General features: G+C 57.9%; 27 protein-coding genes. 19 read left to right on the top strand and 8 right to left on the bottom strand.

Annotated features, from left to right (window positions below):
• The first annotated feature begins 17 nt into the window (after positions 1-17).
• From LG327_RS00510 to LG327_RS00470, 9 genes are all read left to right on the top strand, one after another.
• A complete protein-coding gene (locus LG327_RS00510; protein ID WP_404364706.1) occupies positions 18-824 on the top strand; it encodes a peptidylprolyl isomerase in 807 nt (268 codons plus the stop codon).
• A gap of 193 nt (positions 825-1,017) precedes the next feature.
• Positions 1,018-1,722, top strand: a complete 705-nt coding sequence (locus LG327_RS00505) for a Crp/Fnr family transcriptional regulator (RefSeq protein WP_404364704.1) — start codon at positions 1,018-1,020, stop codon at positions 1,720-1,722.
• A 57-nt stretch (positions 1,723-1,779) separates the two neighbouring features.
• Complete coding sequence (locus LG327_RS00500; RefSeq protein ID WP_404364702.1) at positions 1,780-2,181, top strand: ribonucleotide reductase subunit alpha; 402 nt, start codon at positions 1,780-1,782, stop codon at positions 2,179-2,181.
• A gap of 13 nt (positions 2,182-2,194) precedes the next feature.
• Positions 2,195-4,354, top strand: a complete 2,160-nt coding sequence (gene nosR, locus LG327_RS00495; protein ID WP_404364700.1) for a transcriptional regulator NosR — start codon at positions 2,195-2,197, stop codon at positions 4,352-4,354.
• Between the two features lie 36 nt (positions 4,355-4,390).
• Complete coding sequence (gene nosZ, locus LG327_RS00490) at positions 4,391-6,283, top strand: TAT-dependent nitrous-oxide reductase (protein WP_404364699.1); 1,893 nt, start codon at positions 4,391-4,393, stop codon at positions 6,281-6,283.
• Between the two features lie 232 nt (positions 6,284-6,515).
• Positions 6,516-7,784: a nitrous oxide reductase family maturation protein NosD gene (locus LG327_RS00485; protein ID WP_404364697.1), complete on the top strand. Its 1,269-nt coding sequence runs from the start codon at positions 6,516-6,518 to the stop codon at positions 7,782-7,784.
• The gene (locus LG327_RS00480) at positions 7,781-8,707 is read left to right on the top strand and encodes an ABC transporter ATP-binding protein (protein ID WP_404364695.1); all 927 of its coding nucleotides are present in this window, start codon (positions 7,781-7,783) and stop codon (positions 8,705-8,707) included. The genes LG327_RS00485 and LG327_RS00480 overlap by 4 nt, the downstream gene beginning before the upstream one ends.
• A complete protein-coding gene (locus LG327_RS00475) occupies positions 8,704-9,534 on the top strand; it encodes an ABC transporter permease (RefSeq protein WP_404364693.1) in 831 nt (276 codons plus the stop codon). Before LG327_RS00480 ends, LG327_RS00475 begins: the two co-directional genes overlap by 4 nt.
• Before the next feature lie 13 nt (positions 9,535-9,547).
• Positions 9,548-10,099: a nitrous oxide reductase accessory protein NosL gene (locus LG327_RS00470; protein WP_404364691.1), complete on the top strand. Its 552-nt coding sequence runs from the start codon at positions 9,548-9,550 to the stop codon at positions 10,097-10,099.
• Between the two features lie 66 nt (positions 10,100-10,165).
• On the opposite strand, the gene moaA is transcribed toward LG327_RS00470, so the two are convergent.
• Both moaA and LG327_RS00460 read right to left on the bottom strand, forming a co-directional pair.
• Entirely contained in the window at positions 10,166-11,158 is a 993-nt protein-coding gene (gene moaA, locus LG327_RS00465; protein WP_404364689.1) for a GTP 3',8-cyclase MoaA, read from the bottom strand.
• 152 nt (positions 11,159-11,310) lie between these two features.
• Positions 11,311-13,596: a nitric-oxide reductase large subunit gene (locus LG327_RS00460; protein WP_404364688.1), complete on the bottom strand. Its 2,286-nt coding sequence runs from the start codon at positions 13,594-13,596 to the stop codon at positions 11,311-11,313.
• On the opposite strand from LG327_RS00460, the gene LG327_RS00455 reads away from it, so the two are divergent.
• From LG327_RS00455 to LG327_RS00435, 5 genes are all read left to right on the top strand, one after another.
• Positions 13,595-13,942 (top strand): hypothetical protein, encoded by a 348-nt coding sequence (locus LG327_RS00455; RefSeq protein WP_404364686.1) that lies wholly within the window; start codon positions 13,595-13,597, stop codon positions 13,940-13,942. The genes LG327_RS00460 and LG327_RS00455 overlap by 2 nt on opposite strands.
• A 12-nt stretch (positions 13,943-13,954) precedes the next feature.
• Entirely contained in the window at positions 13,955-14,170 is a 216-nt protein-coding gene (locus tag LG327_RS00450; protein ID WP_404364684.1) for a hypothetical protein, read from the top strand.
• A 46-nt stretch (positions 14,171-14,216) separates the two neighbouring features.
• A complete protein-coding gene (locus LG327_RS00445) occupies positions 14,217-14,600 on the top strand; it encodes a YbaN family protein (RefSeq protein WP_404364682.1) in 384 nt (127 codons plus the stop codon).
• A 13-nt stretch (positions 14,601-14,613) separates the two neighbouring features.
• Entirely contained in the window at positions 14,614-15,051 is a 438-nt protein-coding gene (locus LG327_RS00440) for an RrF2 family transcriptional regulator (RefSeq protein ID WP_404364680.1), read from the top strand.
• 358 nt (positions 15,052-15,409) lie between these two features.
• Positions 15,410-15,847: an RrF2 family transcriptional regulator gene (locus LG327_RS00435; protein WP_404364678.1), complete on the top strand. Its 438-nt coding sequence runs from the start codon at positions 15,410-15,412 to the stop codon at positions 15,845-15,847.
• A 7-nt stretch (positions 15,848-15,854) separates the two neighbouring features.
• Here LG327_RS00435 and LG327_RS00430 read toward each other — a convergent pair whose 3' ends face one another.
• On the bottom strand, positions 15,855-16,928 hold the full coding sequence (locus tag LG327_RS00430; protein WP_404364676.1) for a fatty acid desaturase family protein: 1,074 nt from the start codon (positions 16,926-16,928) through the stop codon (positions 15,855-15,857).
• Between the two features lie 72 nt (positions 16,929-17,000).
• A complete protein-coding gene (locus LG327_RS00425; protein ID WP_404364674.1) occupies positions 17,001-18,104 on the bottom strand; it encodes a ferredoxin reductase in 1,104 nt (367 codons plus the stop codon).
• A 347-nt stretch (positions 18,105-18,451) separates the two neighbouring features.
• Here LG327_RS00425 and LG327_RS00420 point away from each other — a divergent pair, with 347 nt between their 5' ends.
• The gene (locus tag LG327_RS00420; protein WP_404364672.1) at positions 18,452-19,081 is read left to right on the top strand and encodes a TetR family transcriptional regulator; all 630 of its coding nucleotides are present in this window, start codon (positions 18,452-18,454) and stop codon (positions 19,079-19,081) included.
• 56 nt (positions 19,082-19,137) lie between these two features.
• On the opposite strand, the gene LG327_RS00415 is transcribed toward LG327_RS00420, so the two are convergent.
• From LG327_RS00415 to LG327_RS00405, 3 genes are all read right to left on the bottom strand, one after another.
• On the bottom strand, positions 19,138-20,622 hold the full coding sequence (locus tag LG327_RS00415; protein ID WP_404364670.1) for a wax ester/triacylglycerol synthase family O-acyltransferase: 1,485 nt from the start codon (positions 20,620-20,622) through the stop codon (positions 19,138-19,140).
• Between the two features lie 130 nt (positions 20,623-20,752).
• Positions 20,753-22,129 (bottom strand): GntP family permease, encoded by a 1,377-nt coding sequence (locus tag LG327_RS00410; RefSeq protein WP_404364669.1) that lies wholly within the window; start codon positions 22,127-22,129, stop codon positions 20,753-20,755.
• A 177-nt stretch (positions 22,130-22,306) separates the two neighbouring features.
• The gene (locus tag LG327_RS00405) at positions 22,307-23,077 is read right to left on the bottom strand and encodes a class II aldolase/adducin family protein (RefSeq protein WP_404364667.1); all 771 of its coding nucleotides are present in this window, start codon (positions 23,075-23,077) and stop codon (positions 22,307-22,309) included.
• Between the two features lie 207 nt (positions 23,078-23,284).
• On the opposite strand from LG327_RS00405, the gene LG327_RS00400 reads away from it, so the two are divergent.
• Entirely contained in the window at positions 23,285-24,043 is a 759-nt protein-coding gene (locus LG327_RS00400) for an alpha/beta hydrolase family protein (protein WP_404364665.1), read from the top strand.
• 38 nt (positions 24,044-24,081) lie between these two features.
• Here the strand turns inward: LG327_RS00400 and LG327_RS00395 are convergent, their stop codons facing one another.
• Positions 24,082-24,609, bottom strand: a complete 528-nt coding sequence (locus tag LG327_RS00395; protein WP_404364663.1) for a hypothetical protein — start codon at positions 24,607-24,609, stop codon at positions 24,082-24,084.
• Between the two features lie 282 nt (positions 24,610-24,891).
• Between LG327_RS00395 and LG327_RS00390 the strand changes: the two genes are divergently transcribed.
• The 3 genes from LG327_RS00390 to LG327_RS00380 are packed head-to-tail and all read left to right on the top strand — an operon-like array spanning position 24,892 to position 26,384.
• Positions 24,892-25,260: a CidA/LrgA family protein gene (locus LG327_RS00390; protein ID WP_404364661.1), complete on the top strand. Its 369-nt coding sequence runs from the start codon at positions 24,892-24,894 to the stop codon at positions 25,258-25,260.
• Entirely contained in the window at positions 25,253-25,996 is a 744-nt protein-coding gene (locus LG327_RS00385) for an LrgB family protein (RefSeq protein WP_404364659.1), read from the top strand. The genes LG327_RS00390 and LG327_RS00385 overlap by 8 nt, the downstream gene beginning before the upstream one ends.
• 25 nt (positions 25,997-26,021) lie before the next feature.
• Positions 26,022-26,384 (top strand): DUF488 domain-containing protein, encoded by a 363-nt coding sequence (locus LG327_RS00380; protein ID WP_404364658.1) that lies wholly within the window; start codon positions 26,022-26,024, stop codon positions 26,382-26,384.
• The last annotated feature ends 24 nt before the right edge of the window (positions 26,385-26,408 follow it).

Below are 26,408 nucleotides of genomic sequence, written 5' to 3'. Positions count from 1 at the left end.
TTCTGGAGACGAACACCATGCAACTGATACCAACCGGCGAAGCCGACAAACCCAGAAACCAGTTTCCCCAGGTCATGGTCGGTGAGACAGTGATCACGGAGGAGGATATAGCCCGGGAGATGCAGTATCACCCGGCGGAAGAGGTGGCTGCAGCCTGGCACGAAGCGGCTCTGAGTCTGGTGATCCGGGAGCTGCTGGTCACCCGGGCGGATGAGCTCGGCGTGGACGCTTCTCTGGAGGAAGATGTCCGTATCGCAACCCTGCTGGACGAGGCGCTGGACGTTCCCGAACTGGACGAGGCGGCCTGTGAGCGCTTCTATCAGGCCAACCCGGACCGCTTCTGCAGCCCGACTCTGCTGGCCGTCAGTCATATTCTGCTGGCCGCCGCGCCAGATGATGTGGAAGAGCGGCAGCGGCAGGAGGATGTGGGCAGACAACTGCACGACTTTCTTACCCAGGGCCGGGTCCGTTTTGATGAACTGGCAAGGCAGTACTCCGCCTGTGAGTCAAAACATCAGGGTGGAAGCCTTGGCCAGATCAGCCGGGGACAGACAGTGGACGAATTTGAGCGCCCGGTCTGGCGCCTGCAGGAAGGTCTGGGCCCGGAGCTGATCGAGAGTCGCTATGGCTGGCACATCGTCCGTGTGGACCAGCGCATCGAAGGTCAGCAATTGCCTTATGAACATGCCCGGCCGAAGATCCGCCAGTATCTGCTGGAAAGCGTTACCCGCCGTGCCCTGCGTCAGTACCTGCAGGTTCTGGCACTGGAGCGGGGAGTTCAGGGTGTTGACCTGGAGCTTCCGGACTCACCGCTAATGCAGTAAGTCACAAACATGGGGCCGGCCTGTGGCGGGCCCCTTGCCAACCCTCTCACCCTTTTTCCTACCTCCTCTCGACCCGACTGCTACCTCCAAAGGGGGAGCGCTTCCCGCGTCCTGTCGACGTACCATAAACCCATATTCTGATTACCTTTGGTACGAGGGTGGCACTATGGTCGCTTTGGCAAGAACGGATTCAGTGGCGGAGTTACCGGCCGCAAACGAGCCGGATTCTGAACTGGATACACTCCGGCAGCACGCCCTTTTCAGTTCCTTCAGCGAGGACGATTTTCGTGCCATCGGTCGGCAGGTGCGACGGGTAAGCCTGGCGCAGCGGGAACTGCTCTACCGTCAGGACACACCGGCCCAGCATTTCTACTTTGTTGTTTCCGGCCGGCTGCGACTGTTCCGTCTGGATGCCAGCGGTATTGAGCGCACCCTGGACAGCCTTGCCCCGGGTGACTGTTTTGCTGAGGTGATGATCTATGCAGATCCGGCACGCTATGCCTGCTATGCCGAGGCGCTGAAATCCAGTGAAGTGCTGGTCATTCCGATCCGGGCCTACCGGGATGTCCTTGAGCAGAGCCCGGCCTACGCTGAAAGCGTTCTGCGACACTATGCCAGCCGGGCCGTGGCCCGCTTCCACGATCTTGAAATCATGACCCTGCAGAATGCACGGGACCGTCTGGTCCGGTACCTGCTTGACCTGCTCCCGGATGGCCTGACAGGCAATGCTGAGGTGGAGCTGCCACTGCCCAAATGCCTGGTGGCCTCCCGTCTGGCGATGCAGCCGGAGACCCTGTCCCGGGTTCTTCATGAGCTCAAGAGCAACGGGCTGGTCCGGGTTGACCGGGGCCGGGTGTTCATACAGGACCCGGGCCGCCTGTTCCAGGTGAGCCAGTAACTTGCCGGCGGGGAACAAACCAGCCCTGCAACATTTTTGCACTGTGAGTGGATTCTGATGATAACCAGCTATGCCGACCTGATTTCCGAAGCCCGTAACCAGTCTGAGCCCCAGCGTCTGCTGTTTGTCTTCTGCCGGGCTGAGTTGCCAGAAGATGCTTCCGAGGCCGAAAAAGCCAACTTTGAGCGCGGCGAGGGCGGAGCCCTGACCCCTGTTGTGTGCGTGGACAAGACCATTGCAGAGGTGCCGGAATTTGATGTGATTGCCGAGGAGTCCCGCAAGACCGGTCAGGCATGGGACGTGGTATTTGTAGCCGCGATGTCTGGCCGGGGAGGGGTGGAGCCGTCTTCCGATGAGGCGAGGCAGCCGATGACCATGATGGTGGAATCCATCCGCCTCGGCCACATCGGGAACTATCTGCCGCTGGATCCTGCCGGCCAGGCTCTGAGCCTTAACTGATCGAGGCCACGCTGTGACGTTTTGCCGACTGTTTCCCGCATTTATCGTGCTGTTTTTTTCCCTGGGCACTTCGGTCGTCCAGGCGGAGCCAGTGGAAAACTACAAACCGCTGGCTGCACGCCAGGTAATCACCCAGGTATTCCCTTCAGCTACCCACTTTTCGGCCCGGGATGACAACCGTGCCATCAAGGAACTTTACGCCGGTGATGAGCTCCTTGGCTACGCCTACGAGACCCTGGATTTTGTCCAGACGCCTGCCTATTCCGGCAAACCCCTGAATGCTGTGGTAGTTCTGGACACCGGGGGGGAAATCCAGGGTGCGCGGGTGATACACCACGATGAGCCGATTCTGCTGATTGGCATTCCTGAAATCAGGATGCACGAATTTACGGACCAGTACGTGGGCCTCAAGGCTGACCAGCGAGTCACGGTGGGCGGTAAATCGACCGAGCGCCGTACTGCTGTGGATGGTCTTTCCGGGGCCACCGTAACGGTGATGGTGATCAACGAAGTCATTATGAAAACAGCTCACCGCATTGGTGTTGAGCTGGGAATGGTTGAGGGTGGAAGCGACTCCAGGCCGCCAATGGCTGAACTCCGGACTGGTGAGTTCAGGGAAAAAAGCTGGGAGCAATTAACTGGTGATGGCTCTGTCCGCCGCTTGTTGGTGACCCGGGGGCAGGTGGATGATGCCTTTCAGGGAACCGAGGCGGAAGGTATTGATGAAGCAGCTCCGGATGAGCGCGACGAGGCACTGATTGATCTCTACACCGGTTATCTGAATGTTCCCACCATTGGCAGGAACCTGCTGGGTCAAAGCCAGTACGATTGGTTAATGTCCGAACTGAAAGAGGGTGAACATGCCATCGCGGTGATGGCCAGCGGAGACTACTCGTTCAAGGGCTCGGGTTACGTGCGTGGCGGCATTTTCGATCGTATCCAGATTCGCCAGTTCGGCGATACCTTCAATTTCCGCGATCTGGACTTTTACCGCCTGAGTGATGTTTATGCCGGGGGCATGCCTGATTTTTCCGAGATGGCGATCTTTATCATTCGCCAGCAGTACGATTTTGATCCTGGCGCGCCCTGGTCGCTGGAGCTTTCCATCAGGCGACAGACCGGCCCTCTGGATAGCAAGTTTGCGCTGTTCCCGCTGGAATATCAGCTGCCAGACCAGTATTACACCCGGCCTGACCCCGAGCTGACCGAAGAAGAGTGGCTGGAAAGCCAGCCCCTGTGGGTGCAGGTCTGGGATCAGAGGGAGTTTCAGATTGCGGTGCTTGGCGTCGGCATAGGTGTGCTGGTGTTCATCCTGTTCTTTCAGGACTGGCTTTCAAGGCGTCCCCGGCTTCTCCGTCCGATCCGGCATGCCTTTCTCGTCTACACTCTGGTGTTCATCGGCTGGTATGCAATGGGCCAGCTTTCCATTGTCAACGTCCTCACCTTTACCCACAGCCTGTTCACCAATTTCACCTGGAGCACGTTCCTCATTGATCCGGTTATTTTCATACTCTGGGCGGCGGTGGCAGGCATCATACTCCTGTGGGGGCGGGCGGTTTACTGCGGCTGGCTGTGTCCCTTCGGCGCGCTCCAGGAACTGCTCAACGAGATTGCCCGGAAGATCAAAATCCCCCAGTACACTGTGCCCTTCGCCATTCATGAGCGGCTGTGGGCAATCAAGTATCTGATTCTGCTTGTCCTCTTTGGTGTGTCCCTGGGCTCAATGAGCCACGCCGAGCAGCTGGCGGAAGTCGAGCCGTTCAAAACCGCCATCACGCTGAAATTTGACCGTAGCTGGCCTTTTGTGACCTATGCGGTATTGCTGCTGGTGGTGAACCTGTTTACCCGCAAGGTCTTCTGCCGGTACCTCTGCCCGCTCGGGGCGGCGCTCACGATCCCTACCCGTTTCCGGATATTCGACTGGCTCAAGCGCCGGCATGAGTGCGGCAACCCCTGTCAGCTCTGCGCCAAAGAGTGCGAGGTCCAGGCTATCCACCCGGACGGCACAATTAACTACATGGAGTGCCATTACTGTCTTGACTGCCAGGTCACCTATTTCAACGACAACAAGTGCCCGCCGCTTATCCTCAAGCGCCGGGGACGCCGCCGGGGTAGAAATGCGCCGGACGACCAGTCAGCACCGGAACGAATTCCGGTCACCCAGGTGGGCTAACAGCTGCCCCCATACCCTGAAAAGGAGAATACCAGGATGAGCAAAAAAGACGAATTTCACCGGGATGATCCGGCCTCCGAGAGCGGCCTGAGTCGCCGTAAATTCCTGAGCGCGACCGCACTGGCGGGTGCCGTAGGGGCTACGGGCCTTGGCGGCGCCGTGATGACACGGGAGTCCTGGGCTGCTGCGGTCGAGGACGCCAAAAACAAGGTTCATGTCGGCCCGGGTGAGCTTGACGAATACTACGGCTTCTGGAGTGGTGGCCACCAGGGCGAGGTGCGTGTCCTTGGCATTCCGTCCATGCGTGAGCTGATGCGCATTCCGGTCTTCAATGTGGACTCGGCCACCGGCTGGGGTATCACCAATGAGAGCAAAGATGTGCTGGGGCACGACAATACGTACCTGAACGGTGACTGTCACCACCCGCACATCTCCATGGAGGACGGGCGCTACGACGGCAAATATCTGTTTATCAATGACAAAGCCAATAGCCGTATTGCCCGTATCCGGCTGGATATCATGAAGACGGACAAGATCACTCATGTGCCGAACGTCCAGGCCATTCACGGCCTGCGGCTGCAGAAAGTGCCCCGCACCAGGTACGTGTTCTGTAATGCAGAATTTGTGATCCCACACCCGAATGACGGCAGCGATTTCAGCCTGGAAAACAGCTACACCATGTTCAGTGCTGTTGATGCGGACACCATGGAGGTGGCCTGGCAGGTGATCGTTAACGGCAACCTCGATAACACCGATGCCGATTACACCGGCAAGTACGCTGCCTCCACCTGCTACAACTCGGAGAAAGCAGTAGATCTGGCTGGCACCATGCGTAACGACCGCGACTGGGTTGTGGTGTTCAATGTCGAGCGTATTGAAGCGGCCGTCAAGAACGGCGACTTCAAAACTGTCGGCGATTCCGACGTGCCGGTGGTGGACGGGCGTGAAGGGTCGAAACTCACCCGTTACATCCCGGTTCCGAAAAACCCGCACGGTCTGAACACGTCACCGGATGGCAAATACTTCGTTGCCAACGGCAAGCTGTCGCCCACCTGTTCCATTATCCAGATCGACAAGCTGGATGATGTCTTTGATGACAAGATCGAGTTGCGCGACGCCATTGTGGCCGAGCCGGAGCTGGGCCTTGGGCCGCTGCACACCACCTACGATGGTCGTGGCAACGCCTACACCACTCTGTTTATCGACAGTCAGGTGTGTAAGTGGAACATCGCCGATGCCATCAGGCATTACAATGGTGAAGATGTTAACTACATCCGTCAGAAGCTGGACGTGCATTACCAGCCGGGGCACAACCATGCATCATTGACTGAATCCCGTGATGCGGATGGCAAATGGCTGGTTGTTCTGTCCAAGTTCTCCAAGGATCGCTTCCTGCCGGTAGGCCCGCTGCATCCGGAGAATGATCAGTTGATTGATATCTCCGGCGAAGAAATGAAGCTGGTTCATGACGGCCCGGCGTTTGCGGAGCCTCACGACTGTATTCTGGTGCGTCGTGATCAGATCAAGACGAAGAAGATTTACGGCCGTGATGATCCCTCGTTCGCCAGCGCCCGCGCACAGGCAGAGAAGGACGGGATTACTCTGGAAGCTGCCAATGAGGTGATCCGTGACGGCAACAGGGTGCGTGTTTACATGACCTCTGTGGCGCCACAGTTCGGGATGAATGAGTTCAGGGTCAAGGCGGGGGATGAGGTTACGGTGTATGTGACCAATCTGGATATGATTGAGGATGTGACTCACGGGTTCTGTATGGTGAACCACGGGGTGAGCATGGAAATCAGTCCACAGCAGACTGCGTCGGTGACCTTTACGGCGGGTAAGCCGGGGGTTTACTGGTACTACTGCAACTGGTTCTGTCATGCGCTGCACATGGAGATGGGTGGTCGCATGCTGGTTGAGAAGGCCTGACCTTCTGTTGACTGATCCTGGGTTGGGGCTTCCTGGTTGAGGCCCCAGCCTTGGGGTTCGGAGTAGCAACCCAAGTGGAGAGACCTTTCCAAAACACGCTCCTTGCGGCACATCCATGTGACGCTTGGGCTACGCCATCCATGGCTCCGCACAGTTTTGGAAAGGTCTCTCCACTTGGATTGCCGCACTTTTGGTGCTGGCCTCGCGTTAATTCATCTTCAGAGAGATCTTGATGTACCAACTTTTGCGTTATGGGGTGGCCCTGACAGTCGCTCTGTTATCGCTGACCGCTCATGCGGACCTGCAGGAACAGCTTGATGCACTGGAACCCGGTGCTGTCTTTGAGCTTCCCCCTGAGCAAATTTCGTCGCTGGATTTCCGGGTGCCCGGGGTCACGGTGTCGTGCCATTCCGAAACCGTAATCGATGCTGGTGGTGAGGGCAACGCTATCGATATTCTGGCGGAGGAGGTGACGTTTTCCGGTTGCGAGTTGCGTAACTGGGGAGGCGATCTGAATGAGTTGGATGCGGGGATTTTTGTGGCGCCGGAGGCGCGGGGGGCGGTGATTGAGAATAACCGATTGTTCGGACCGGCTTTCGGGATCTGGCTGGATGGCACCAGGGATGTGACGGTTCTTGGTAACCACATTCGTGGTGACGTCGGTATCCGGTCACAGGATCGGGGAAACGGAATTCATATGTTCAACACCACCGGGGCGTTGATTGAGGGCAATGACATCAGTCAGACCCGGGACGGTATCTATATCGAGACGGCCAACAATAACGAGCTTCGCGGGAACCTGATCACGGATCTGCGTTATGGCATTCATTACATGTATTCGATGCACAATCTGCTGGAGGGCAATGTTACCCGGGGCACGCGGACCGGGTATGCGTTGATGCAGAGCAAGTATCTGAAGGTGATCAATAACCGGTCCGAGAATGATGAAAATTACGGCATTCTGATGAATTTCATTACCAACTCCGAATTGCGGGGCAACGTGGTGACCGGCGTGTCGCAGGGCCAGACCGGTGGGGTTGTCATTTCCGGGGCAGAAGGTAAGGCGGTGTTCATTTATAACTCGCTGTACAACACCTTCGAGGACAATGTGTTCCGCGACAGCAATATCGGGATTCATCTGACGGCAGGGTCAGAAGAAAACGAAGTTTTCAGTAACGCGTTTGTGCATAACCAGCGTCAGGTGAAGTATGTGGCCACCCGTACTCAGGAGTGGTCGAAGGATGGGCGGGGCAACTACTGGAGTGATTATCTGGGATGGGACCGCAATCAGGATGGTGTCGGTGATGTGCCCTACGAGCCCAATGACAATGTTGATCGCCTGCTTTGGACCTATCCGGAAGCCAAGGTGCTGATGTTCAGCCCGGCTGTTGATACTTTGCGGTGGGTGCAGGATGCGTTTCCCGTGGTCAAAGCAGCCGGTGTCAGAGATTCCCACCCGCTGATGAGTCAGCCCGAATCCATTCAACCGGAGTCCCGATGAGCTGTTTCCGTCTTGAGAATGTGAGTTACCGATACGACAAGGCACTGGTACTGAACGGCGTTGATCTGCGCCTGGAACCCGGAGAGATTCTTGGGCTGTTTGGCCACAACGGCGCTGGCAAAACTACCAGCATCAAGCTGATTCTGGGTTTGATGACACCGACCCAGGGCAGGTTGTCGGTGCTCGACGGCGAGGCGGGTAATCCCCATGTCAGCCAGCACATTGGCTACCTGCCGGAAAACGTGATGTTCTACCCGCAACTGACCGGCCGGGAGATTCTCAATCATTTTGCCCGGCTCAAAGGGGCGCCACTGAAGCAGGTGCCGGAGTTGCTGGAGCAGGTGGGCCTCGGCGATGCCGTGAATGCGCGGGTGAAAACCTACTCCAAGGGCATGCGCCAGCGTCTGGGGCTGGCTCAGGCTCTTCTGGGCAAACCGAAACTGCTGATGCTGGATGAGCCCACGGTAGGGCTGGACCCGGTGGCAACGGCGGATCTGTACCGGTTGTTGCGCAAACTGCGGGACGAGGGCACAGGTATTGTGCTGTGTTCCCATGTGCTTCCTGGTGTAGAGCCCTACATAGACCGGGCTGCCATTCTTACCGATGGCGCCGTGAAGGCCGTGGGGGATCTGCCTTCCCTGCGTCGGCAGGCAAATATGCCGGTGACCCTCGCCATCGAGCCGGCCGGCGATATCTCAACGCTGGAAAAAGCCGTTGCCTCAGCGGGTAATGGCCTGATGATCAGAAAAGATAACGGGCGCCTGCAGGTGGACGTTCGTCCCTCGGAAAAAATGGCTCTCATTCAGTCCCTGCTGAAGTCAGGGGAGGTTCAGGACCTTGGTATTCACCAGCCCACACTGGAGGATGTATACGTGCACTTTATCGGCGCCGGTGGCCTGGCGCATCGTGGAGGTGCCAGGTGAACAGCATCTGGACCATCGCCCGTAAAGAACTCAGTGACAGCCTGCGCAACCGCTGGCTGATGGCCATTGCCCTGGTGTTTGCCATTCTGGCACTGGGCATCGCCTGGTTTGGCGCGGCGGCTTCGGGGCAGGTGGGTTATGCTTCCACTCCCGCCACCATCGCCAGCCTGGCCAGCCTGGGTATTTTCCTGATTCCCCTGATCGCGCTTCTGCTGGCCTATGATGCCATTGTGGGAGAAGAAGAAGGCGGCACACTGCTTCTGCTGATGACCTATCCGCTGAGCCGTGGACAGTTGCTGTTCGGCAAGTTTCTCGGTCATGGCCTGACGCTGGCTTTTGCCACGCTGCTCGGTTTTGGCGTCGCCGGCGTTGCCATCGCCCTGCTGGTGGATGATGTGGCCGTTGGGGCCCTGGCCGCCGCCATGTTCCGGTTTATCGTCTCCACCATCCTGCTGGGCTGGGGCTTTATTGCGCTGGCTTACATGATCAGCGTGCGGGTCAGTGAAAAGCCCGTAGCCGCCGGCATGGCGCTGGGTATCTGGTTCTTCTTCGTGCTGGTCTTCGATCTGATGCTGCTGGGCATTCTGGTGGCCAGTGAAGGCAGACTCAGCCCTGAACTGCTGCCCTGGCTGCTGATGCTCAACCCCACCGACATTTACCGCCTGCTCAACATCGTCGCCTTCGGGGAGGGCGCCCAGCTGAGCGGCGTACTGAGCCTCGGCGCAGACCTGCCCATTGGTGCCAATGGGCTGTGGTTCGCCCTGGTGCTCTGGTTTGTTATTCCCCTCGCCGCTGCCTGGGCCCTGTTCCGCAGCCGCCGAATCTGACACGGAGATCTTCATGGGTACAGTCAATTTCAAGCTTCTGTCCGCAGCGGTGATGTTTGCCCTGTTACTGGCCGGCTGCTCCGAAACCGAAGAACAGCTCACCGAAAAGCCAGACCCGGTGCATATTGAATCCGGCGATGAGTGCCATGTCTGCGGTATGGCCATAACCCGCTTCCCCGGCCCCAAGGGCGAAGCCATAACCGCCAGAGATCAGCAGGTACACAAGTTCTGTTCCACCCGCGACATGTTCTCCTGGGCACTACAGCCCGAAAACGCAAAACGTGACCACACCCTCTACGTTCATGACATGGCGCAGACCGACTGGGAACACCCGGACGACACCGCTCTGATCGACGCCCGGGAAGCTTTCTTTGTGGTGGGGTCGGAGCGCACGGGCGCCATGGGGCCAACCCTGGCCTCGTTCGCATCGGAAAACTCAGCGGTAGAATTCGCCAATGAATTTGGCGGAGAAGTCGTTGAGTTCAAAGATGTAACTATGGAGCATTTGACCCAGGATATGTCACATAAAGAAATAGGAATGAATAATCATGAAGGCGAGCACTAAAGCCGAATAAGCCCGGAAGTGGGTGGGCCCTCCGGGCGTTAACTCCGAGCCAGAGGCCCAGTGGCCTCAACCGCCTGTCATATTCATAAACCGGAGAATCTGAACATCCCCGTTGGTTGAAAAGTGATGCTTCTCCGGCTTCAGGTCCATGGCGTCGATGATGGTCTGGCGCAGTTTGTGGTCATTGACCGGATGGCCCCTTAGCACACGCCGCAGGTCCACTGAATGCTCGTTGCCCAGACACAGCAGAAGGCGACCCTCCACAGTTACCCTGACCCGGTTGCAGGTGGCGCAGAAGTTATGGGAATGGGGCGAGATGAAGCCGACCCTGATCTGGCTGCCTGGCATCCGGTAATAGCGGGCAGGGCCACCTGAGTCTTCGGTGGCGGGAATCAGCTCGTGGTGCTGGCGGATGATGCCGCGCACTTCATCGCTGCTGCAGAAGGCCTCGCTGCGGTCGTGTTCTGAGATAGCGCCCAGGGGCATTTCCTCGATAAAGCTGATGTCCACCTTTTTGCGGCGGGCAAATTCGATCAGTTCCGGAATCTCGTCGTCGTTGCGCCCTTTCATTACTACCGTATTCAGCTTGATGCCACGGAAGCCGGCTTCACAGGCTGCATCTATGCCGTCCAGGACCTGGGATAGCCTGCCGGTCCGGGTAATGTTCCGGAATCTGTCGGCATCGAGCGAATCCAGGCTGATGTTCAGGCGGTGCAGGCCGGCTCTGCGAAGGTCCCCGGCCATATGGGGTAACTGACTGCCATTGCTGGTCATGGCAAAGTCACGGAGCCCCATGGTGCCGATTTCCCGCACCAGTTCCATGATGTCCTTACGTACCAGGGGTTCGCCCCCGGTGAGGCGGATTTTCCCGGTGCCCAGGGAGATAAAGGTGCGGGCGAGCCGGGCGATTTCCTCCAGGGTGAGGACCTGCTGGCGGGGCAGGAAGGTCATGTCTTCGGCCATGCAATAGACGCAGCGGAAGTCGCAGCGGTCGGTGACTGACAGGCGCACATAGTTGATGGTGCGACCGAAGCGGTCCGTCAGTGGCGCCTGTGACATGGGCAGGTTTCCCCCTGGTGTCTGAATGGTTTATCTGATTATCCCAGATGCCCGGGCTTGGGCCGATACCTCTGGGGTGGTAGCCCCTGACTTTTCCTTAGCCACAAAAAAGGGCGCCGGAGGGCGCCCAAAGGATCAATCAGAAAGCGGGATCAGACGGTCTCGGTCACAACCTCGTCAGGAATATCCTCCGAAGGCCGAACATCCGGTAAAAAGACGCCTTTCACCACCTGCCAGACGATCGCCAGACCACCAATGATGAAAACCACATCGCCAATCGTCCGCACCCAGCGCAGCGTCTGGAGTATCCCGGACTGCATGAAGCCCTCGCTGCGTGCGTACCAGAGACCTTCGCTGGCGCTGGCCACGAACTGGATGATACCCACCGGCAGCAGACTGGTGAAAAGCATTAGCACCAGACCTGTGTTCAGCCACCAGAAACCTGTCCGCATCAGCCGCTCATCCAGCACCAGTTGGGGCCGGATGTAGCGCATAATCAGCAGGGTGAAGCCGAGGGCGAGGAACCCGTATACCCCGAAGAGAGCTGCATGGGCATGGGTTGGCGTAGTGTTCAGGCCCTGGATGTAATAGAGCGCAATGGGAGGGTTGATCATGAAGCCCAGCACCCCGGCACCCAGCATGTTCCAGAAGGCAACCGCCACGAAGAACATGAGGGGCCAGCGGATGTTCTCCATCCAGGGGGCGCGGCTTTTCAGACGCCAGTTCTCCCAGGCTTCGTAGCCGAGCACGATCAGTGGAACCACTTCAAGGGCACTGAAGGTCGCGCCTACCGCCATCACCGGCGTGGTGGTACCGGAAAAGTACAGGTGGTGGAAGGTTCCCGGTACGCCGCCGAGCATGAACAGCGAGGCCGATGCCAGGCTGGCGGATGTAGCCATGGTACGGGACACAAGACCCATGCTGCAGAAGATGAAAGCAAGGGCCGCAGTGGCGAATACCTCAAAGAAGCCCTCAACCCACAGGTGTACGATCCACCAGCGCCAGTATTCCATGATCGAGATGTGGGTGCGCTCGCCGTAGAAGAAGCCGGCGCCGTAGAACAGGCCGATGGCGACCACCGAGGCGGTGAGCAGGGCCAGCAGGTTTTTGTCCCCAGGCTGTCTGAGAGCGGGGACTATGCCCCGCAGCATCAGAACCAGCCAGAGCACTATGCCCGTGAACTTGCCAATCTGCCAGAATCGGCCAAGATCCACGTATTCGTAGCCCTGGTGACCGAGCCAGAAACTGAGTTCCTTGGGCATGATCTGGGCGATGGCCAGGTAGTTGCCGACAAATGACCCGATCACCACTGCAACCAGGGCCCAGAACAGGACATTGACTCCCAGTTTCTGGTATTTCGGGTCCCTGCCACCGTTGATGATGGGGGCCAGGAAGAGCCCGGCAGCCAGGAAGCCTGTGGCAATCCAGAACAGCGCTGCCTGAATATGCCAGGTGCGGACCAGAGAGTAGGGAAGCCATTCGGAAAGATTGAAGCCGTAGAAACCCTGACCTTCAACAGTGTAGTGCGCGGTAAGACCACCTACCATCATCTGGAAGGCGAACAGGCCCACCACCAGAACCAGATACTTGCCCAGAGCCCCCTGGGAAGGTGTGATCTGAAAGGTTGTTATCGGGTCCTTCAGGGGTGCTGCGGGCTCTTCCTCGTCATGGCGGCGCAGGAAAGCCCAGGCCCAGATGAGGCCGCCAATGCCAGCAACCAGCAGCACAACGCTCACCAGGGACCAGATGATGTTCTCTGATGTGGGAACATTGTCGATCAGCGGCTCATGGGGCCAGTTGTTGGTGTAGGTGGCGTCGTCACCAGGACGCTCCGTTGACGCCGCCCAGGCGGTCCAGAAGAAGAACTCCGTCATCTGCTCACGCCGTTCCAGGCTGGGCAGGGTGTTTTCCTTCATCGCGTAGTTTTCGCGGGTGGGCTGCAGAGCCAGGTCATTGCCGAACAGGCGGATGTAATAGGCAGCCGTTTCCCGAATGGCCTCGACGCGGCGGTCTGACAGCATCAGGGTGTCGCTCGCCTCATCATGACTGTTGGTGCGGTACTCGGACTTGAGATCATATTGCAGATCGTTCTGCTGCTTTCCGTTGAGCTCATGGTAAGAGGTGCCGTAGATGTCCTGTGCAGCCAGTTCGAGCCAGGCCATCAGCTCCCGGTGCAGCCAGTCCGCCGTCCAGTCCGGTGCCTGGTAGGCGCCATGACCCCAGATGGACCCCAGCTGCATGCCGCCCACGGACTGCCAGGCAGTCTGGCCATCGAGAATGCTTTCCTCCGTCATCAGGGTTTCGCCACTTTCCGAGACCACGTGGTCGGGAATGGGCGGTGCCGTGCGGTAGACCTCAGCGCCGAAGTAGCCAAGCAGGGTAAACGTGAGTCCAAGAACAACGATCAGAATTAGCCAAAGGCGGCGGTAACTAGCCATGGCACTGGTCTCCTTATCCGGCTTTTTTGATGCCGGGATTGTGGGCAGGCCGGAGCACTGCGGGGTGGTTGGGGCAGGATCATTGCAGATCCTCCTGAAGGGCAAGCAGCGGCAGACTCCAGGCGCCGCACCTGATGCTTTCTTCGTGGCTATTAAACATCTATTGACGGTCGATGTTCAATTTTATATGGAGGTATTCCAGAAGCTGAAAATAGGTACCTATTTGGTGGTATTCATCCCGGATATTGATTCAAACATTATGGTTTATGGTCTTAATGTCGTTGCGAAAGTCTTGCGAAACCAGGATTCGATAGCTAATATAAGATCTACTACTAATAGATGTTAAAGGAGGTCCGGGATGAACAGGCTGCTTTCCTGGTCCAATGGCTCGCTACTGTTTTGTCTGCTGGCACTCGTGGCCACCGTGGTCATGGCCTATCCGCTGGCTGACATGCTTCCTCTGCCGGGGCAGGTGGCGATGCACATCGGTACCCTGGTTTTTGCCACAGGGCTGAAGATTTCCTATATTGCCCGCCTGGCGTCGCTCAAGTCGCTGGGCTTACCGGTGCATTAAGGAGCGGGGCGGCAGAGAAATTGGAGAGAGGTCGGGAGGGCCGTCCATGGCGACAGGGGGAGTGATCCGACGGGGTGCCTGGCGTGTTCTTGCCAGTATCAGCGTTTTGCTGGCTCTGGCTGGAGTGGTCCTGCCGCTGCTGCCGACCACGCCTTTTGCCCTTCTTGCGTTCTGGTCAGCAAGCCGCAGTTCCCCCGCCCTGACTCGCTGGCTGCGGAATCATCGCACCCTTGGGCCGGTGCTGGCTGCCTGGCACGACAGCGGCGCTGTTCCTGTTGCCGCCAAATGGCTGGCCTGCCTCATGCTGCTGTTCAGCGGCCTGGTGATGACGGCCTCGGGCGTACCGGCCGGGGGGCTGATCGTATTTGCCATTTTTGCTCTGGGTGTAGCCGGATTTGTGCTTACAAGGCCATCACCCGGCGGCCCCTGACAGGAGTTTTTCCATGCACCTTACAACCTATTCCGACTACGCACTGCGGGTTCTCATCTACCTGGGACTCCAGGACGGGCGTCTGGTGACGATCAAGGAAATTGCCGACAGTTATGGCATCTCCAAAAGCCACCTGATGAAGCTGGTGCACCAGCTTGGCCTGATGGGCTACATAGAGACTCTGCGGGGCAAGAATGGCGGCATGCGACTGAACCGCAGTCCGGAAGAGATAAATCTCGGAGTTCTCCTGAGGGAAACCGAACAGAACTTTGAGCTGGTGGAATGCTTTTCATTCGATAACCAGTGCCGGATCACACCGGTATGCAATCTCAAGCATATTCTGGCTGATGCCATGAAAGCCTTTCTCGATATTCTCGACCAGCACACCCTGAAAGACCTGCTGGCGGACCGGGAGAAACCCCAGTTGCTGAGGTTACTGCAGATCGCCTGAGGAGGGTTCGGAGGAAATATGCTTATCCGGATGCCCCGGGATTCTTCTGGCCAGCGCTGTTACCGCTTCCATTTTTCAGAGCTTCCCCCGTATGGATAAAACGTATTAATTCATCTGAACTGCTGCTTTGGTTTTTCGCAGCCAAAAAAACGGAAAGCTTTGAAAAATCCCCCCCCCCCTTTAACATAGGTTCTTGTAGAGGTATTCCCAAGCCGATAAATTCTGGCCTCCCGAAAAACGGAATCGAGATGCCGGACTTAATATGAATAATGTATCTTTTATGAAGGGGCGGGGTGCCCCTCTGCTTTGCCCTTTTGAAAAGCATTTTGCGACTTTCAATTCCTATCGGGACATTCTGATGCATATAACCCGTTACACTGACTATGCTGTCAGGGTTCTGGTTTACCTGGCTCTGGAAGACGACAGGCTGGTCCCGGTCAGAGAGATCGCGGATGGCTATGATATTTCCAGAAACCATCTGATGAAGCTTGTCGGGGAACTCAGCCGTGCCGGCTATGTGGAAACGGTCCGGGGCAAGAGTGGTGGCCTGAAGTTGTGCCTGCGGCCGGAGGAGATAAACATCGGGGTTCTGGTGAGAGAGGTAGAGCCGGATTTTCGGTTAGCTGAATGCTTTGGCCCGGACAACCAGTGCCACATCAGCCCTGCCTGCCTTTTCAGGAAGGCGCTGGGGGAGGCCCTTGAAAAATTCCTCGGCGCCCTCGACAATTACACCCTTGCGGATCTCATGTCGGAGCGCCAGCAGCCACAGCTGATCAGGCTGCTCGGCCTTACCTGATTGCCGTTCAGGCGGCCTCGAGCCGAGTTCTTAACCTGTCTGGCAGGGAAAACCGCAAAATCCGTTTCACCACAGTACCGTACTGCTTTGCAAAACTGCCCGAATTGTAGTGAATGCCATACTTTTCACAGGTGGCCTGTACCCTGGGCGCGATCTCGCGGTAACGATGGGCCGGCAGGTCGGGAAACACATGGTGTTCAATCTGATAGCTCAGGTGCCCGCTCAGGATATGCATCCATTTGCCACCGGTGAAGTTGCTTGAGCCGGTAAGCTGACGCAGGTACCACTGTCCCTTGCCCTCGTTTTCGCATTCCGCTTCGGTGAAGGTCTCCGCGTCCTGGGTGAAATGGCCACAGAAGATCACTGTTGAGGCCCACAGATTACGGATGAGATTGGCACCGACATTACCCGTCAGAACGATGGGGGCTACCGGCAGGGTGACCGCAGGGAAGAACACATAGTCCTTGAAGGCCTGACGCCCGCCCTTGCGGAGGAATTCCTTCAGGAAGGCTTCCTTGTCAGCCAGGGTGATCTCCCTGCTGCGCAACCGTTCAAACTCAAGTTCGTGCAGGCCGACTCCCCACTGGAAGAAGGTGCTGAGTGCCACGTAGTTCAGAAACTGGAGGCTGTGAGCCGGCCGCCAGGGCTCGTCATCATTCAGGCGGAGCAGGGCGTAGCCATAGTCCCGATCCTTGCCGATGATGTTGGTAAAGGTATGGTGCTCGTAGTTGTGGGTACGCCGCCAGGAGTCGCCATCACAGGCGGTATCCCATTCATAGGTCTGGGAGTGCAGTGAGGGGTCGTTCATCCAGTCATACTGGCCATGCATGACGTTGTGACCGATCTCCATGTTTTCCAGAATTTTGGACAGCCCAAGACTTGCCACCGCAGCGAGGAATACCGGGGGAATAAAGCCAAAGGGCATCATCACCCGGCCACCCACTTCAAGGGTGCGATGCAGACGGATGATTTTGCGGATGTAGCGGGCATCCCGCTCACCCAGATCGGCAAGCACCTCTTCCCGTATGGTGTTCAGGTCCTGTTCCAGTCCTTTCAGTTGTTCGTCAGTCAGCTTTTTCATGCTTTAACTCCCTGCCCGATGGTTGTGGCATGCGGGCCAGATAATGTCAGTCTCGGTGTGTTGGAAGCCGGGTCACAGGTCCAGAGTGACCGGGCCACGGGGCACCGAGATACAGAGCTGGATTGTTTCCTCTCCCGGCCCGGATGCTTTTCCGGTGAGGCGGCTAATCACGGTGCCACTGGTTTTCCGGCAGCTGCATTGATGGCAGATCCCCATGCGACAGCCATGGCGCGGCGAGAGGCCTGCAGCTTCAGCAATCTCCAGCAGGGGTGCATCTCCGTCGGAATTAACACCTGCTCCGCTGCGGCTAAAGCTCACCTCCCCGCCAAGGCCATCACTGAGCAGGGTCGCGGTGGGCACCGAGAAGAAGGTGCTATGGATGTTTTCGCCGTAGATGCCGTGCTCCTGCAGCAGTCTGTTGGCCTCATCCATCAACCCTTCAGGTCCGCACAGGTAACAGCGACGGCCCTTGATGTCAGGCACCTGCCTGAGATGGCCATCGTTCAGATGTTCGGGCGCTTCGCCTTCGGCTGTCGCGATGATTTTCAGTGTCAGGGCCGGCCAGCGCTGGCGCAGCGCGTGGAGTTTCTCCGCCCCGATTATGTCTGCCTGTGTGCGAACGAAGTAAAGCAGCGTCACCGGTGCCCGGTAATCACTGTCCGCCATGGTTTCCAGTTGGCTCAGGACCGGCGTGATGCCGCTGCCTCCGGCGATGTACAGTGCCGGCTCGCTGGTTTCGGGCAGCCGGAAATCCCCAAAGGCTTCGCCCAGCCCGATGACATCGCCGGCTTCCAGGTGATCGTGCATCCAGTTGGTCACCAGGCCGCCCGGCAGTCGCTTGATGGTCAGGGTCACGGTACCTTCGCTGTGCCACTGGAACGGTGAGCTGGAGAGGCTGAAGGTGCGATTGTGACGGACGCCATCAATCCCGACGCCGACATTGACGTGCTGTCCGGCCTCAAAGCCGGCCCAGCGTGCAGCCGGACGGAGCACGAAGGTTCTGGTGTCCGCAGTCTCGTCGATAATGGCGCTGACCTGTGCCGGTACATACTGGCGCACCCACATGGGGTTGAGTTTTTCCAGTAACGGGTCGAAAAAAGCAGCCGGGTCTTCCCGGTTAAAAAGCTGCCTGCCCAGCCACTGGAGAGGTATGATCTGTTCGATTCTGGATAGCATGATGGTCTCCATATGCTGTAAAGCGTTTCCTTTCAAACGTACCTGGTGTACGAGTGTTCACAAGATGTGAACGACTGTACACAAGTGGCCCGGGAACTGTCAAACCCTCCGGGCAGGTCACCATGAAATACTCCAATGTATTGAAAGTAAAAGATTAAACAGGATTATTGTGTTGTTTTACGGGAGCGCGCAGTATTTTTATTCCTGTTTATGGCCCGAAATTCTGGGTTTTCCGCCCCGGAAAATAAAAATATGTGTACACTTGTTACATAAATCAGGCCGGGAAATATTCAGAGGGAAGCCTCATTGATCCCGGACGGTGCAGATAACATCAGGCGTGAGTGTTTATGGTTGACAGAAAACGGCGCAAGCCGGGCGAAACCCGGGAGAAACTGATGGTTGCAGCGCTGGCGCTCGTGGGCCGCGGCCGGCATTTTGTCAGTTTGGGAATCCGTGAGGTAACCCGGGAGGCGGGGGTGGTACCCACCTCCTTTTATCGTCATTTTCGCAACATGGACGATCTCGGGCTGCAGCTGGTGGACGAGCTGGGGCTGGTGCTGCGCAAGATGATGCGGGAGGCCAGAGCAAATGTGCTCCAGGCAGACAAGCTGATGGAAGAATCAGTGGCTATTTTCGTCAGCCACGTTCAGGCCAACCGCGCGTTCTTCTTTTTCATGGCCCAGGGCCTCGCGGGAGAGAGCCGGGCAGTTCAGGAAGGGATACGCAGCGAAATGCGGTTTTTCACCAGCGAACTGGCAAACGATCTGCGCCGCATGCGCCTCATGGAGCATTTGAGCGACAGTGACCTCGATCTGACCTGTGATCTGGTGGTGCGCAGTGTTGCCTTCAGCCTTACCGACCTTCTCGGCATATCACCGGAGGACGAATATCAGGTGGAGCAGGTCAAAACCCGCACCACCCGCTTCCTCCAGCTCATTTTTGTGGGTGCTGCCCACTGGAAGAGTGCCACCCAGTGATTTTCAGTTGCTGAAAGTCCGGAAGGCAGGTCAGGTCACACCTGCTTTCCGGCCAGTCACGACGGCTTTTTGCTGGCAGAAGGTGCCCTGGGTTTTGGCCCGGGTTTGGCCCGGGGTTTTGCCGCTGGTTTCTTCCGCAGCGCGGGCTTTGGCCTGAGAAGTTTCTCCAGCTCATCCAGAGCCTCACCGGTGTAGACCGCCAGGCGCTGCATGCTGGGGAGCGTGTCCCGGCAGCCGGTAAAACCGAAGTTCATGGAGCCGGCATAACTCAGGCAGGTGATGTTGAGAGCGCCCCCGTGGGCGATCAACGACACCGGGTACATGGCTTCCAGCTTTGCGCCTTCGTAATAAAGCTCCCGCTCAGGGCCGGGCACATTGGAAATGGTGACGTTGAATACTGGCCTCATGCGCCCGCCCAGACCTGACATCAACTGCAGAATGTAAGGCGACATCAGCAGCATGGTGTACTGATTGAGAGCGCTGCGAGGCAGAGTCTGCAGGTGTTCCTTTGCCCTCCGGGTCGAGTGCTTGATCTGTTCAAGCCTTGCCATGGGGTTGGCTTCGTCGGTGGCAAGAGAGGCAATCATGAAGCTGATTGCCGTACCCAGTTCCTCGTCGTCGGCCGGCCGGATATTCACCGGTATGCCCGCTGTGAGAGGAATTTTCGGCAGGCTGTTCTGTTCAATCAGAAAACGCCGCAAAGCGGTTCCGCTCAGGTACAGAACTATGTCATTGAGGGAGGCGTCTGCCAGTTTGGCCATGTCCTTGAGCCGGGAGAGCTCGTAATGCTGGGTTGCGAAGCGACGCTGACCGGTGACCCGGCCATTGAGCACCGAGGTGGGACCGGAGAAAGGGGCGGTCAGGTCGTCTTCGGGATGACGGGCAGATTGCACCAGCCGGGTCATGGCACTGATCAGGCGCGGCGCCGTGTCGGCCTGGATCTTGAGGGCTTCCATGGCATGGGAGATGGCTCCGGGGATGCTCGGCTCCCGGTCGGATTTGCTGGCCCGGGTACTCTGGGGGCGGATCGCCCAGGGTGGCAGCATGTTCCGTTCTTCGGGATCGACACTCAGCACCCGCTGCATCAATCGTACACCGCTGATACCGTCAATCATGGAATGATGCATCTTGGTGTAGAGGGCAAACCGGTTGTTTTCCAGTCCCTCAATAATGTGGCATTCCCAGAGGGGACGGGAAAAATCCAGCGGATTTGAATGCAGGCGGGAGACCAGGATGCCCAGCTCACGTTCGCTGCCGGGCCGCGGCAGGGCCGAGTGGCGAACGTGATAATCCAGATCGATATTCTTGTCCACCTTCCATGCGGGCACAAGGAGTCGTCCCAGCATGCCTGGCCGGACCAGCCTGTAACACCAGGGTCTGGCCACCTCGAAGTCGGCTTTCATCCGGTTCAGCATATCCCGTAGAAAAGTGTCCGGAGCATTCTCGGGAAGCGAAAAAATCTGCAGGTTGCCCACATGCATCGGCGTATCTTCCGATTCCACCGCGAGCCAGGATGCATCCAGAGTACCGATGCGTTTCATGATGTTCCTCTTGCCTGACGGACCTCCATGGTCCGGGTTTGTTCGTGACAGGTTGCAGGATGCAAGTATACGCAAGATGTCGGTGTTTACACGCCTTACTGTTCCCCGCCTGCCCTCACTGGGTCCTGCATCACATGATCGTGGCAATTCCGATCGCCACCAGGGTGGCTACCACCGGAATTGCGACGGTGACTACAAAAATGTCTCTGTAGGCTTCACGGTGCTTGAGGCCCATGATGGTGAGCATGGCAATGACCGCGCCACAGTGGGGCAGGGAATCCAGACCACCGGCCCCCAGCGTCGCAATACGATGCAGGGTTTCCGGCTCCACTCCCAGGGCCAGATAATTTTCCGCAAAGGTTTGCATGAAAATCTGCAGGCCCCCTGAGCCGGATCCCACGATAGCGGAAACCACGCTGACGGAGGCGAACGCCGACAGCAGCGGAGGCAGCGGAAGGTCCAGTACGGCCTGGGAAAAGACGCCAAAACCCGCGGTCTGGGTAACCACTCCGCCAAAGCCGATAACCGCAGCTGTGTTCAGCAGCGGCATGATGGCGTCATCAGCTCCTGAGCCAAGACTCTGAAGAGCTTTGCTGCGAAAACCCGCAAACAGCAGCACACAGCTGACAGCACCCAGCACCAGGGCGAAACTCGGCCAGATGATGGGCTCCTGGTTGGCGAAAGTGACCAGAGGGCCGATCAGAGTCGTGTCAGCATCCACGGCATCAAGGGCCAGCAGCAAGCGGGGCACGATGATGGTGGATAGCACGATCACCGGCGGCAGGATGCTGGGTTTCCAGCTCGGGCCGTGCTCCAGGGCCGGCGCCAGTTTTTCCATGCCGGCATCCTGGGTATTGGATTCATAGCCTTCGCCAGACGCCCGGGCCTTGTCCCACTCCCGCTCCAGGTAGAGCAACCCGAGGCCAAACATCACCACCGCCGCGGCAATACCAATAATGGCGCCGGCAAACAGGTCCGTGCCCAGGGCGGAGGCGGCAATGACGTTGTGGATGGAGGGGGTGCCCGGAAGGGCAGTCATGGTAAACGTGCCGGCACCCAGCGCGGTGGCGCCGCAGAACAGTCGCTTGGGCAGGTTGGCCTCCCGCATCAGCGCCACCCCCAGCGGGTACATGGTGAAGATCACCACGAACACTACTACACCGCCGTAGGTCAGCATGGCGCAGACCAGAATGGTAACGAGGAGGGTGCGCCTGGCTCCGAGCCAGTGGGTTACTGAACTGGCGATGGAGCCGGCAGCGCCGCTGGCGGCCATCATCTTGCCGAAAATGGCGCCGGTGAGGAACAGCACGAAGAATTTTCCGGCAAAACTGAAGGCCCCCAGGGGGCCAAACGGGAAGTATTGCAGCAGGGCTTTGGAGAAGCCCATGTCGTTGGTTACTGCCACCACCAGGCTGGCCACCAGAGCCGCCACAAGGATGTTGACGCCCCGCAGCGCCATGACGATAAGCAGAACCAGGCCAGCCAGCAGGCCAATATTCGCAATCATGGGTCAGAACCTTTTTGTTTTTCTGGAGGCGGACTCCGATATGGTCCGCCTGGTTACTCGCTCATCCTCCAGGGCAGAGCGACTGGCGGAGTTGACAAAAATCCCCCGCAGCATGGGTTTAAAGTAGTCCAGGGTAAGGTTTTCTGCCCGGCCCGAACTTCAAGGCGCGGCCCGCAGTTACTGGCGGAAGCTGGGGTCGATGCGGTCGAGTTTGCGCAGCAGGCCGGGCCAGGCCAGAGCGCCCCCCATGCCACGGGTGACCTGGGCTGCCTGCTGTTTGATGGAGTCAACAATGCCGGCAGGAATCGGCGTCAGTGGGCGGTTACCCGCCAGGGCGCTGACCTGGATCTCGCAGGCCCGCTGCAGGATGAACATGCCCAGAAAGGCATCGGCAATGCTGCTGCCGACGGTGAGCAATCCGTGATTGCGCAGGATCATGAAGCTGGCATTGCCCAGGTCTTTCTGCAGTCTCGCCTTCTCATCTTCACGCAGAGCCACCCCTTCGTAGTCGTGGTAAGCGAGGCTGGCCAGCGGAAACAGGCTCTGCTGGGAGAGGGCCTGCAGACCTTCCTGCTGGGCCGAGACCGCGACACCGGCAATAGTGTGGGTGTGCATGACACAGAGGGCGTCTTCCCGCACGTCATGAATGGCGCTGTGGATGTTAAAACCAGCTGGGTTGATGTCGAAATCATCAGGGTTCAGCTTGTTGCCCTCCTGATCGACCCGCACCAGGCTGGATGTAGTGATTTCCTCAAACATCATGCCGTAGGGGTTGATCAGAAAATGATGTTCATCACCAGGGATCCGCGCCGACAGATGTGTAAAAATCAGGTCGTCCCAGCCATGTAGGGCAATCAGGCGGTAAGCCGCGGCAAGATCCACCCGCAGCTGCCACTCTTCGGCGCTGACGCTGTCTTTTCTGGAAGGGATGGCGAGTTGTGATGACATTCCGGGCCTCTCTGGTGCAGGTTGTTACAGGGTCGCTGACATGAATCGTTATGGCTGAGTGTAGGCTCTGGGATCCGGCGAGGGCTGTCAACCTGTTTACAGTCGGGGGTTTTGGCTGGATGTGCCCTCGTAGTCAGCAGCCTGGGCACCCAGGAGTGGTATGAAAGCCGGTATCGCAAATAATCTCTTTCTCGAAGGAAAAGCACCATGACAAAATCCAGAGTGGAATTTGAAAACGCGCTGGGCCATAACCTGGCCGGTCTGCTGGAAATGCCGGATCAGAAAAATCCACGGGCAATGGCTCTGTTTGCTCACTGTTTTACCTGCGGCAAGGACATTGTCGCGGCCTCGCGCATCGCACGGGCCCTCGCAAAACATGGGATTGGCGTCCTGCGTTTCGATTTCACCGGCCTGGGCAGCAGCGATGGGGATTTTGCCAACACCAATTTCTCTTCAAACATCGAGGATCTGCTGGCAGCCGGCGAATTCCTTGAAGAGCATTACCATGCGCCCCGAATCATCATTGGCCACAGCCTGGGAGGAGCTGCGGTACTGGCGGCGGCCCAGCGTATGCCATCGGTTGAGGCGGTTGCGACCATTGCGGCTCCGGCGACCGCACATCACGTCCGGCATCTGTTTGATGAGCGGGCCAGCGAAATTCGCGAGACAGGCGAGGCCGAGGTGACTCTCGCCGGCCGCCGTTTCAATGTGAAGTCACAGATGCTGGAAGATCTGAAGCAGTGGAACACGCCGGATCATATCGGCAACCTGCGCAAGGCGCTGATCATTTTCCATTCGCCTGTCGACCAGATTGTGAACATCAGTGAAGCGGCAACCATCTATCAGGCTGCCAGGCATCCCAAGAGCTTTATTTCCCTGGATACTGCCGACCATCTGCTTTCAAAGGCCGAGGACGCGGAATATGTTGCGGATATGCTGGTGGCCTGGTCGAGCCGATATCTTTAAAGGCACACATGTTTTCCCCCCGGGGAAACCCCGGCGTGTCAGTAATCGATCCTGTGACCTTTCTCCAGCAGCGTGTCCACGGCACAGTCGTGGGTGCCGGGGAACTCCCGCTTTACCTGTTTGAGGTACTCTCTGGCCTGCTCCCTGGAACCCCCCTTTTTTTCAGCTTCAGTAAGCGCAGCTACATACAGGGCATGAGCTCGCACGTTCCTTGACAGTGTGGGGTCGCGGTATGTCTCAAGCAGGATGTCCTGGGCTTCGGCATAGCCATCTTCATGGGGCGCGGTGTCCCGCAGGTATTCCAGGATTTCCGGGCTGATCTGATATTCCGCCGGGTCACATTCCGATGCTGAAAAAAGCGCCTGGTAACTGGCATAGTCCTCGTTCAGGTCTTCCCGGAATTCCTGCCGGGCCTGGTGGAGCTTGGCTGCGGCTGCACCTGAAACCGCATAGACCGAGCCGGTGACAGCGCCACCGGCGCAGCCCTGGACAAGCAGGGCAAAGAGGCTGAGGGCCGTGAGAGCGATTGCTGATCGAGAGCTGGAACTGCGAGTATTGACTGTCATTGTTAGCGGACTCCTTTTCCGGATAAGCGTTCCTGGCGTGGCCCGTTAACTAGCCGGGCATCCCGGCCTGATAGCCTACCGGGATAGTCGCGGGATTTCGACGGCAGGACGGGCCAGCGTCAATATCTTTTTCAGACCGCCCAACTCGAAACCAGCAATATGGCCCCGTGGGCTCGTCAAAGAAGTCATAACCCGCCTTCATATTTTGCTAATGTGATGGTACCCGGCTCTCCAGTTTCTGGCGTAGCGGGTCATCGGGTATTCACGAGCGGGTGGCTTATCATGAATTTTCTGAACGGAATAACCTTTCTTCTGGTTTACCAGCTGGTGGGGGAGATCGCCGTCCGCCTTCTGAACCTTCCGGTCCCCGGTCCGGTACTCGGCATGTTAATGCTGTTTCTGACGCTGATGCTTCGCGGCAAAGCCCCGGAATCTGTGGATACTGCCTCCACTGCGCTACTGAGTCATCTTTCCCTGCTGTTCGTGCCCGCCGGTGTGGGGATGATGGTTCACTTCGGACGCATTGCCGACGAGTGGCTGCCCATAGTGGTGGTCCTGGTGGTGAGTACTCTCATAACCATGGCGGCAACCGCAGGCATCATGCAGCTTTCCGGGCGTGTGCTCGCAAGGCGGGGGAACCAGCATGACTGAACCCGACCTCACGGATATCTGGGTCTATCTCTCGGCTACACCACTGCTCGGTCTTACCGTGACCCTGATCGCCTATGGCCTGGCCTACCGACTGTACCTGTTCACCGACTCCAGCCCTCTGGCAAACCCGGTGGTTACGTCGGTGGTGATGCTGATCGGTTTGCTGCTGGTGACCGACACCGCCTACGAGGACTACTTCGAGGGGGGGCAGTTCGTCCACTTTCTGCTGGGGCCAGCCACTGTTGCGCTGGCGATCCCCCTTTACCAGCAGTTCTCCAGGCTCCGTCAGCTCTGGCTGCCGGTAACCATAGCGTTGATCTGCGGTGTGTTCATTGCGGCCAGCAGCTCCATTGGTCTCGCCTGGCTTCTGGGCGGCTCGTTCGAGATCCAGATGTCTCTGGCGCCAAAGTCGGCGACGGCACCGGTGGCCATGGGCATCTCTGAAAACATCGGCGGCCTGCCATCCCTGACTGCGGTGCTGGTGGTTGTAACCGGCATAGTGGGTGCGGTACTCGGCACCAGGCTGTTCAGCATAATGGGAATCCGGGATGACAGCGTGAAAGGCATCGCCATGGGGGTGGCCGCTCATGGCATTGGTACTGCAAGAGCGTTCCAGGTGAGCCCCCAGATGGGCGCCTTTTCCGGCCTCGCCATGGCGCTGTCGGCTTTTGCTACAGCGATTATTGTGCCCTGGGTTGTGGATGGGCTGGAGATGCTGATAAAAACGGTTCAGTGACCCGGAGAAAAGGAGACTCAAGGTTATGACCACCATCAATGTAAAACGCGTATACAACGGGAAGGACGAAAACGACGGAGTGAGAATACTGGTGGACCGTATCTGGCCCAGGGGTTTGTCAAAGGAGGACGCGGCTGTGGACCACTGGTTCAAGGAGGTGGCACCGTCGTCCGATCTTCGCAAATGGTTCAGCCATGACCCGGACAAGTGGCCGGAATTCCGCAAGCGTTACAGGGAGGAGCTGAAGGAAGAGCAGCCGGACGACCTGGAGGAACTCAAGTCATGTGTAAAGGAAAATGAGACCGTGACGCTGCTGTTCGGGAGCAGGGAGACGGAACACAACAATGCAGTGGCACTGGCGGAATTCCTGGAAAAGAATTCCGTCTAGCAAAATATCCAGGTGCGCGGGCCG

The organism is Marinobacter sp. (assembly GCF_044799475.1).
In the GTDB taxonomy this organism is placed as follows: domain Bacteria; phylum Pseudomonadota; class Gammaproteobacteria; order Pseudomonadales; family Oleiphilaceae; genus Marinobacter.
The sequence above is the reverse complement of the archived record's forward strand: the minus strand, read 5'-3'. Positions and strand labels throughout refer to the sequence as shown.

What these genes read in the sequence shown, in the direction of transcription:
- LG327_RS00510 (WP_404364706.1), top strand. Translation starts at nt 18, where the DNA reads ATGCAACTGATACCAACCGGCGAAGCCGACAAACCCAGAAACCAGTTT.
- LG327_RS00500 (WP_404364702.1), top strand. Translation starts at nt 1,780, where the DNA reads ATGATAACCAGCTATGCCGACCTGATTTCCGAAGCCCGTAACCAGTCT.
- nosZ (WP_404364699.1), top strand. Translation starts at nt 4,391, where the DNA reads ATGAGCAAAAAAGACGAATTTCACCGGGATGATCCGGCCTCCGAGAGC.
- LG327_RS00485 (WP_404364697.1), top strand. Translation starts at nt 6,516, where the DNA reads ATGTACCAACTTTTGCGTTATGGGGTGGCCCTGACAGTCGCTCTGTTA.
- LG327_RS00480 (WP_404364695.1), top strand. Translation starts at nt 7,781, where the DNA reads ATGAGCTGTTTCCGTCTTGAGAATGTGAGTTACCGATACGACAAGGCA.
- LG327_RS00470 (WP_404364691.1), top strand. Translation starts at nt 9,548, where the DNA reads ATGGGTACAGTCAATTTCAAGCTTCTGTCCGCAGCGGTGATGTTTGCC.
- moaA (WP_404364689.1), bottom strand. Translation starts at nt 11,158, where the DNA reads ATGTCACAGGCGCCACTGACGGACCGCTTCGGTCGCACCATCAACTAT.
- LG327_RS00455 (WP_404364686.1), top strand. Translation starts at nt 13,595, where the DNA reads ATGGCACTGGTCTCCTTATCCGGCTTTTTTGATGCCGGGATTGTGGGC.
- LG327_RS00460 (WP_404364688.1), bottom strand. Translation starts at nt 13,596, where the DNA reads ATGGCTAGTTACCGCCGCCTTTGGCTAATTCTGATCGTTGTTCTTGGA.
- LG327_RS00450 (WP_404364684.1), top strand. Translation starts at nt 13,955, where the DNA reads ATGAACAGGCTGCTTTCCTGGTCCAATGGCTCGCTACTGTTTTGTCTG.
- LG327_RS00445 (WP_404364682.1), top strand. Translation starts at nt 14,217, where the DNA reads ATGGCGACAGGGGGAGTGATCCGACGGGGTGCCTGGCGTGTTCTTGCC.
- LG327_RS00440 (WP_404364680.1), top strand. Translation starts at nt 14,614, where the DNA reads ATGCACCTTACAACCTATTCCGACTACGCACTGCGGGTTCTCATCTAC.
- LG327_RS00435 (WP_404364678.1), top strand. Translation starts at nt 15,410, where the DNA reads ATGCATATAACCCGTTACACTGACTATGCTGTCAGGGTTCTGGTTTAC.
- LG327_RS00430 (WP_404364676.1), bottom strand. Translation starts at nt 16,928, where the DNA reads ATGAAAAAGCTGACTGACGAACAACTGAAAGGACTGGAACAGGACCTG.
- LG327_RS00425 (WP_404364674.1), bottom strand. Translation starts at nt 18,104, where the DNA reads ATGCTATCCAGAATCGAACAGATCATACCTCTCCAGTGGCTGGGCAGG.
- LG327_RS00420 (WP_404364672.1), top strand. Translation starts at nt 18,452, where the DNA reads ATGGTTGACAGAAAACGGCGCAAGCCGGGCGAAACCCGGGAGAAACTG.
- LG327_RS00415 (WP_404364670.1), bottom strand. Translation starts at nt 20,622, where the DNA reads ATGAAACGCATCGGTACTCTGGATGCATCCTGGCTCGCGGTGGAATCG.
- LG327_RS00410 (WP_404364669.1), bottom strand. Translation starts at nt 22,129, where the DNA reads ATGATTGCGAATATTGGCCTGCTGGCTGGCCTGGTTCTGCTTATCGTC.
- LG327_RS00405 (WP_404364667.1), bottom strand. Translation starts at nt 23,077, where the DNA reads ATGTCATCACAACTCGCCATCCCTTCCAGAAAAGACAGCGTCAGCGCC.
- LG327_RS00400 (WP_404364665.1), top strand. Translation starts at nt 23,285, where the DNA reads ATGACAAAATCCAGAGTGGAATTTGAAAACGCGCTGGGCCATAACCTG.
- LG327_RS00395 (WP_404364663.1), bottom strand. Translation starts at nt 24,609, where the DNA reads ATGACAGTCAATACTCGCAGTTCCAGCTCTCGATCAGCAATCGCTCTC.
- LG327_RS00390 (WP_404364661.1), top strand. Translation starts at nt 24,892, where the DNA reads ATGAATTTTCTGAACGGAATAACCTTTCTTCTGGTTTACCAGCTGGTG.
- LG327_RS00385 (WP_404364659.1), top strand. Translation starts at nt 25,253, where the DNA reads ATGACTGAACCCGACCTCACGGATATCTGGGTCTATCTCTCGGCTACA.
- LG327_RS00380 (WP_404364658.1), top strand. Translation starts at nt 26,022, where the DNA reads ATGACCACCATCAATGTAAAACGCGTATACAACGGGAAGGACGAAAAC.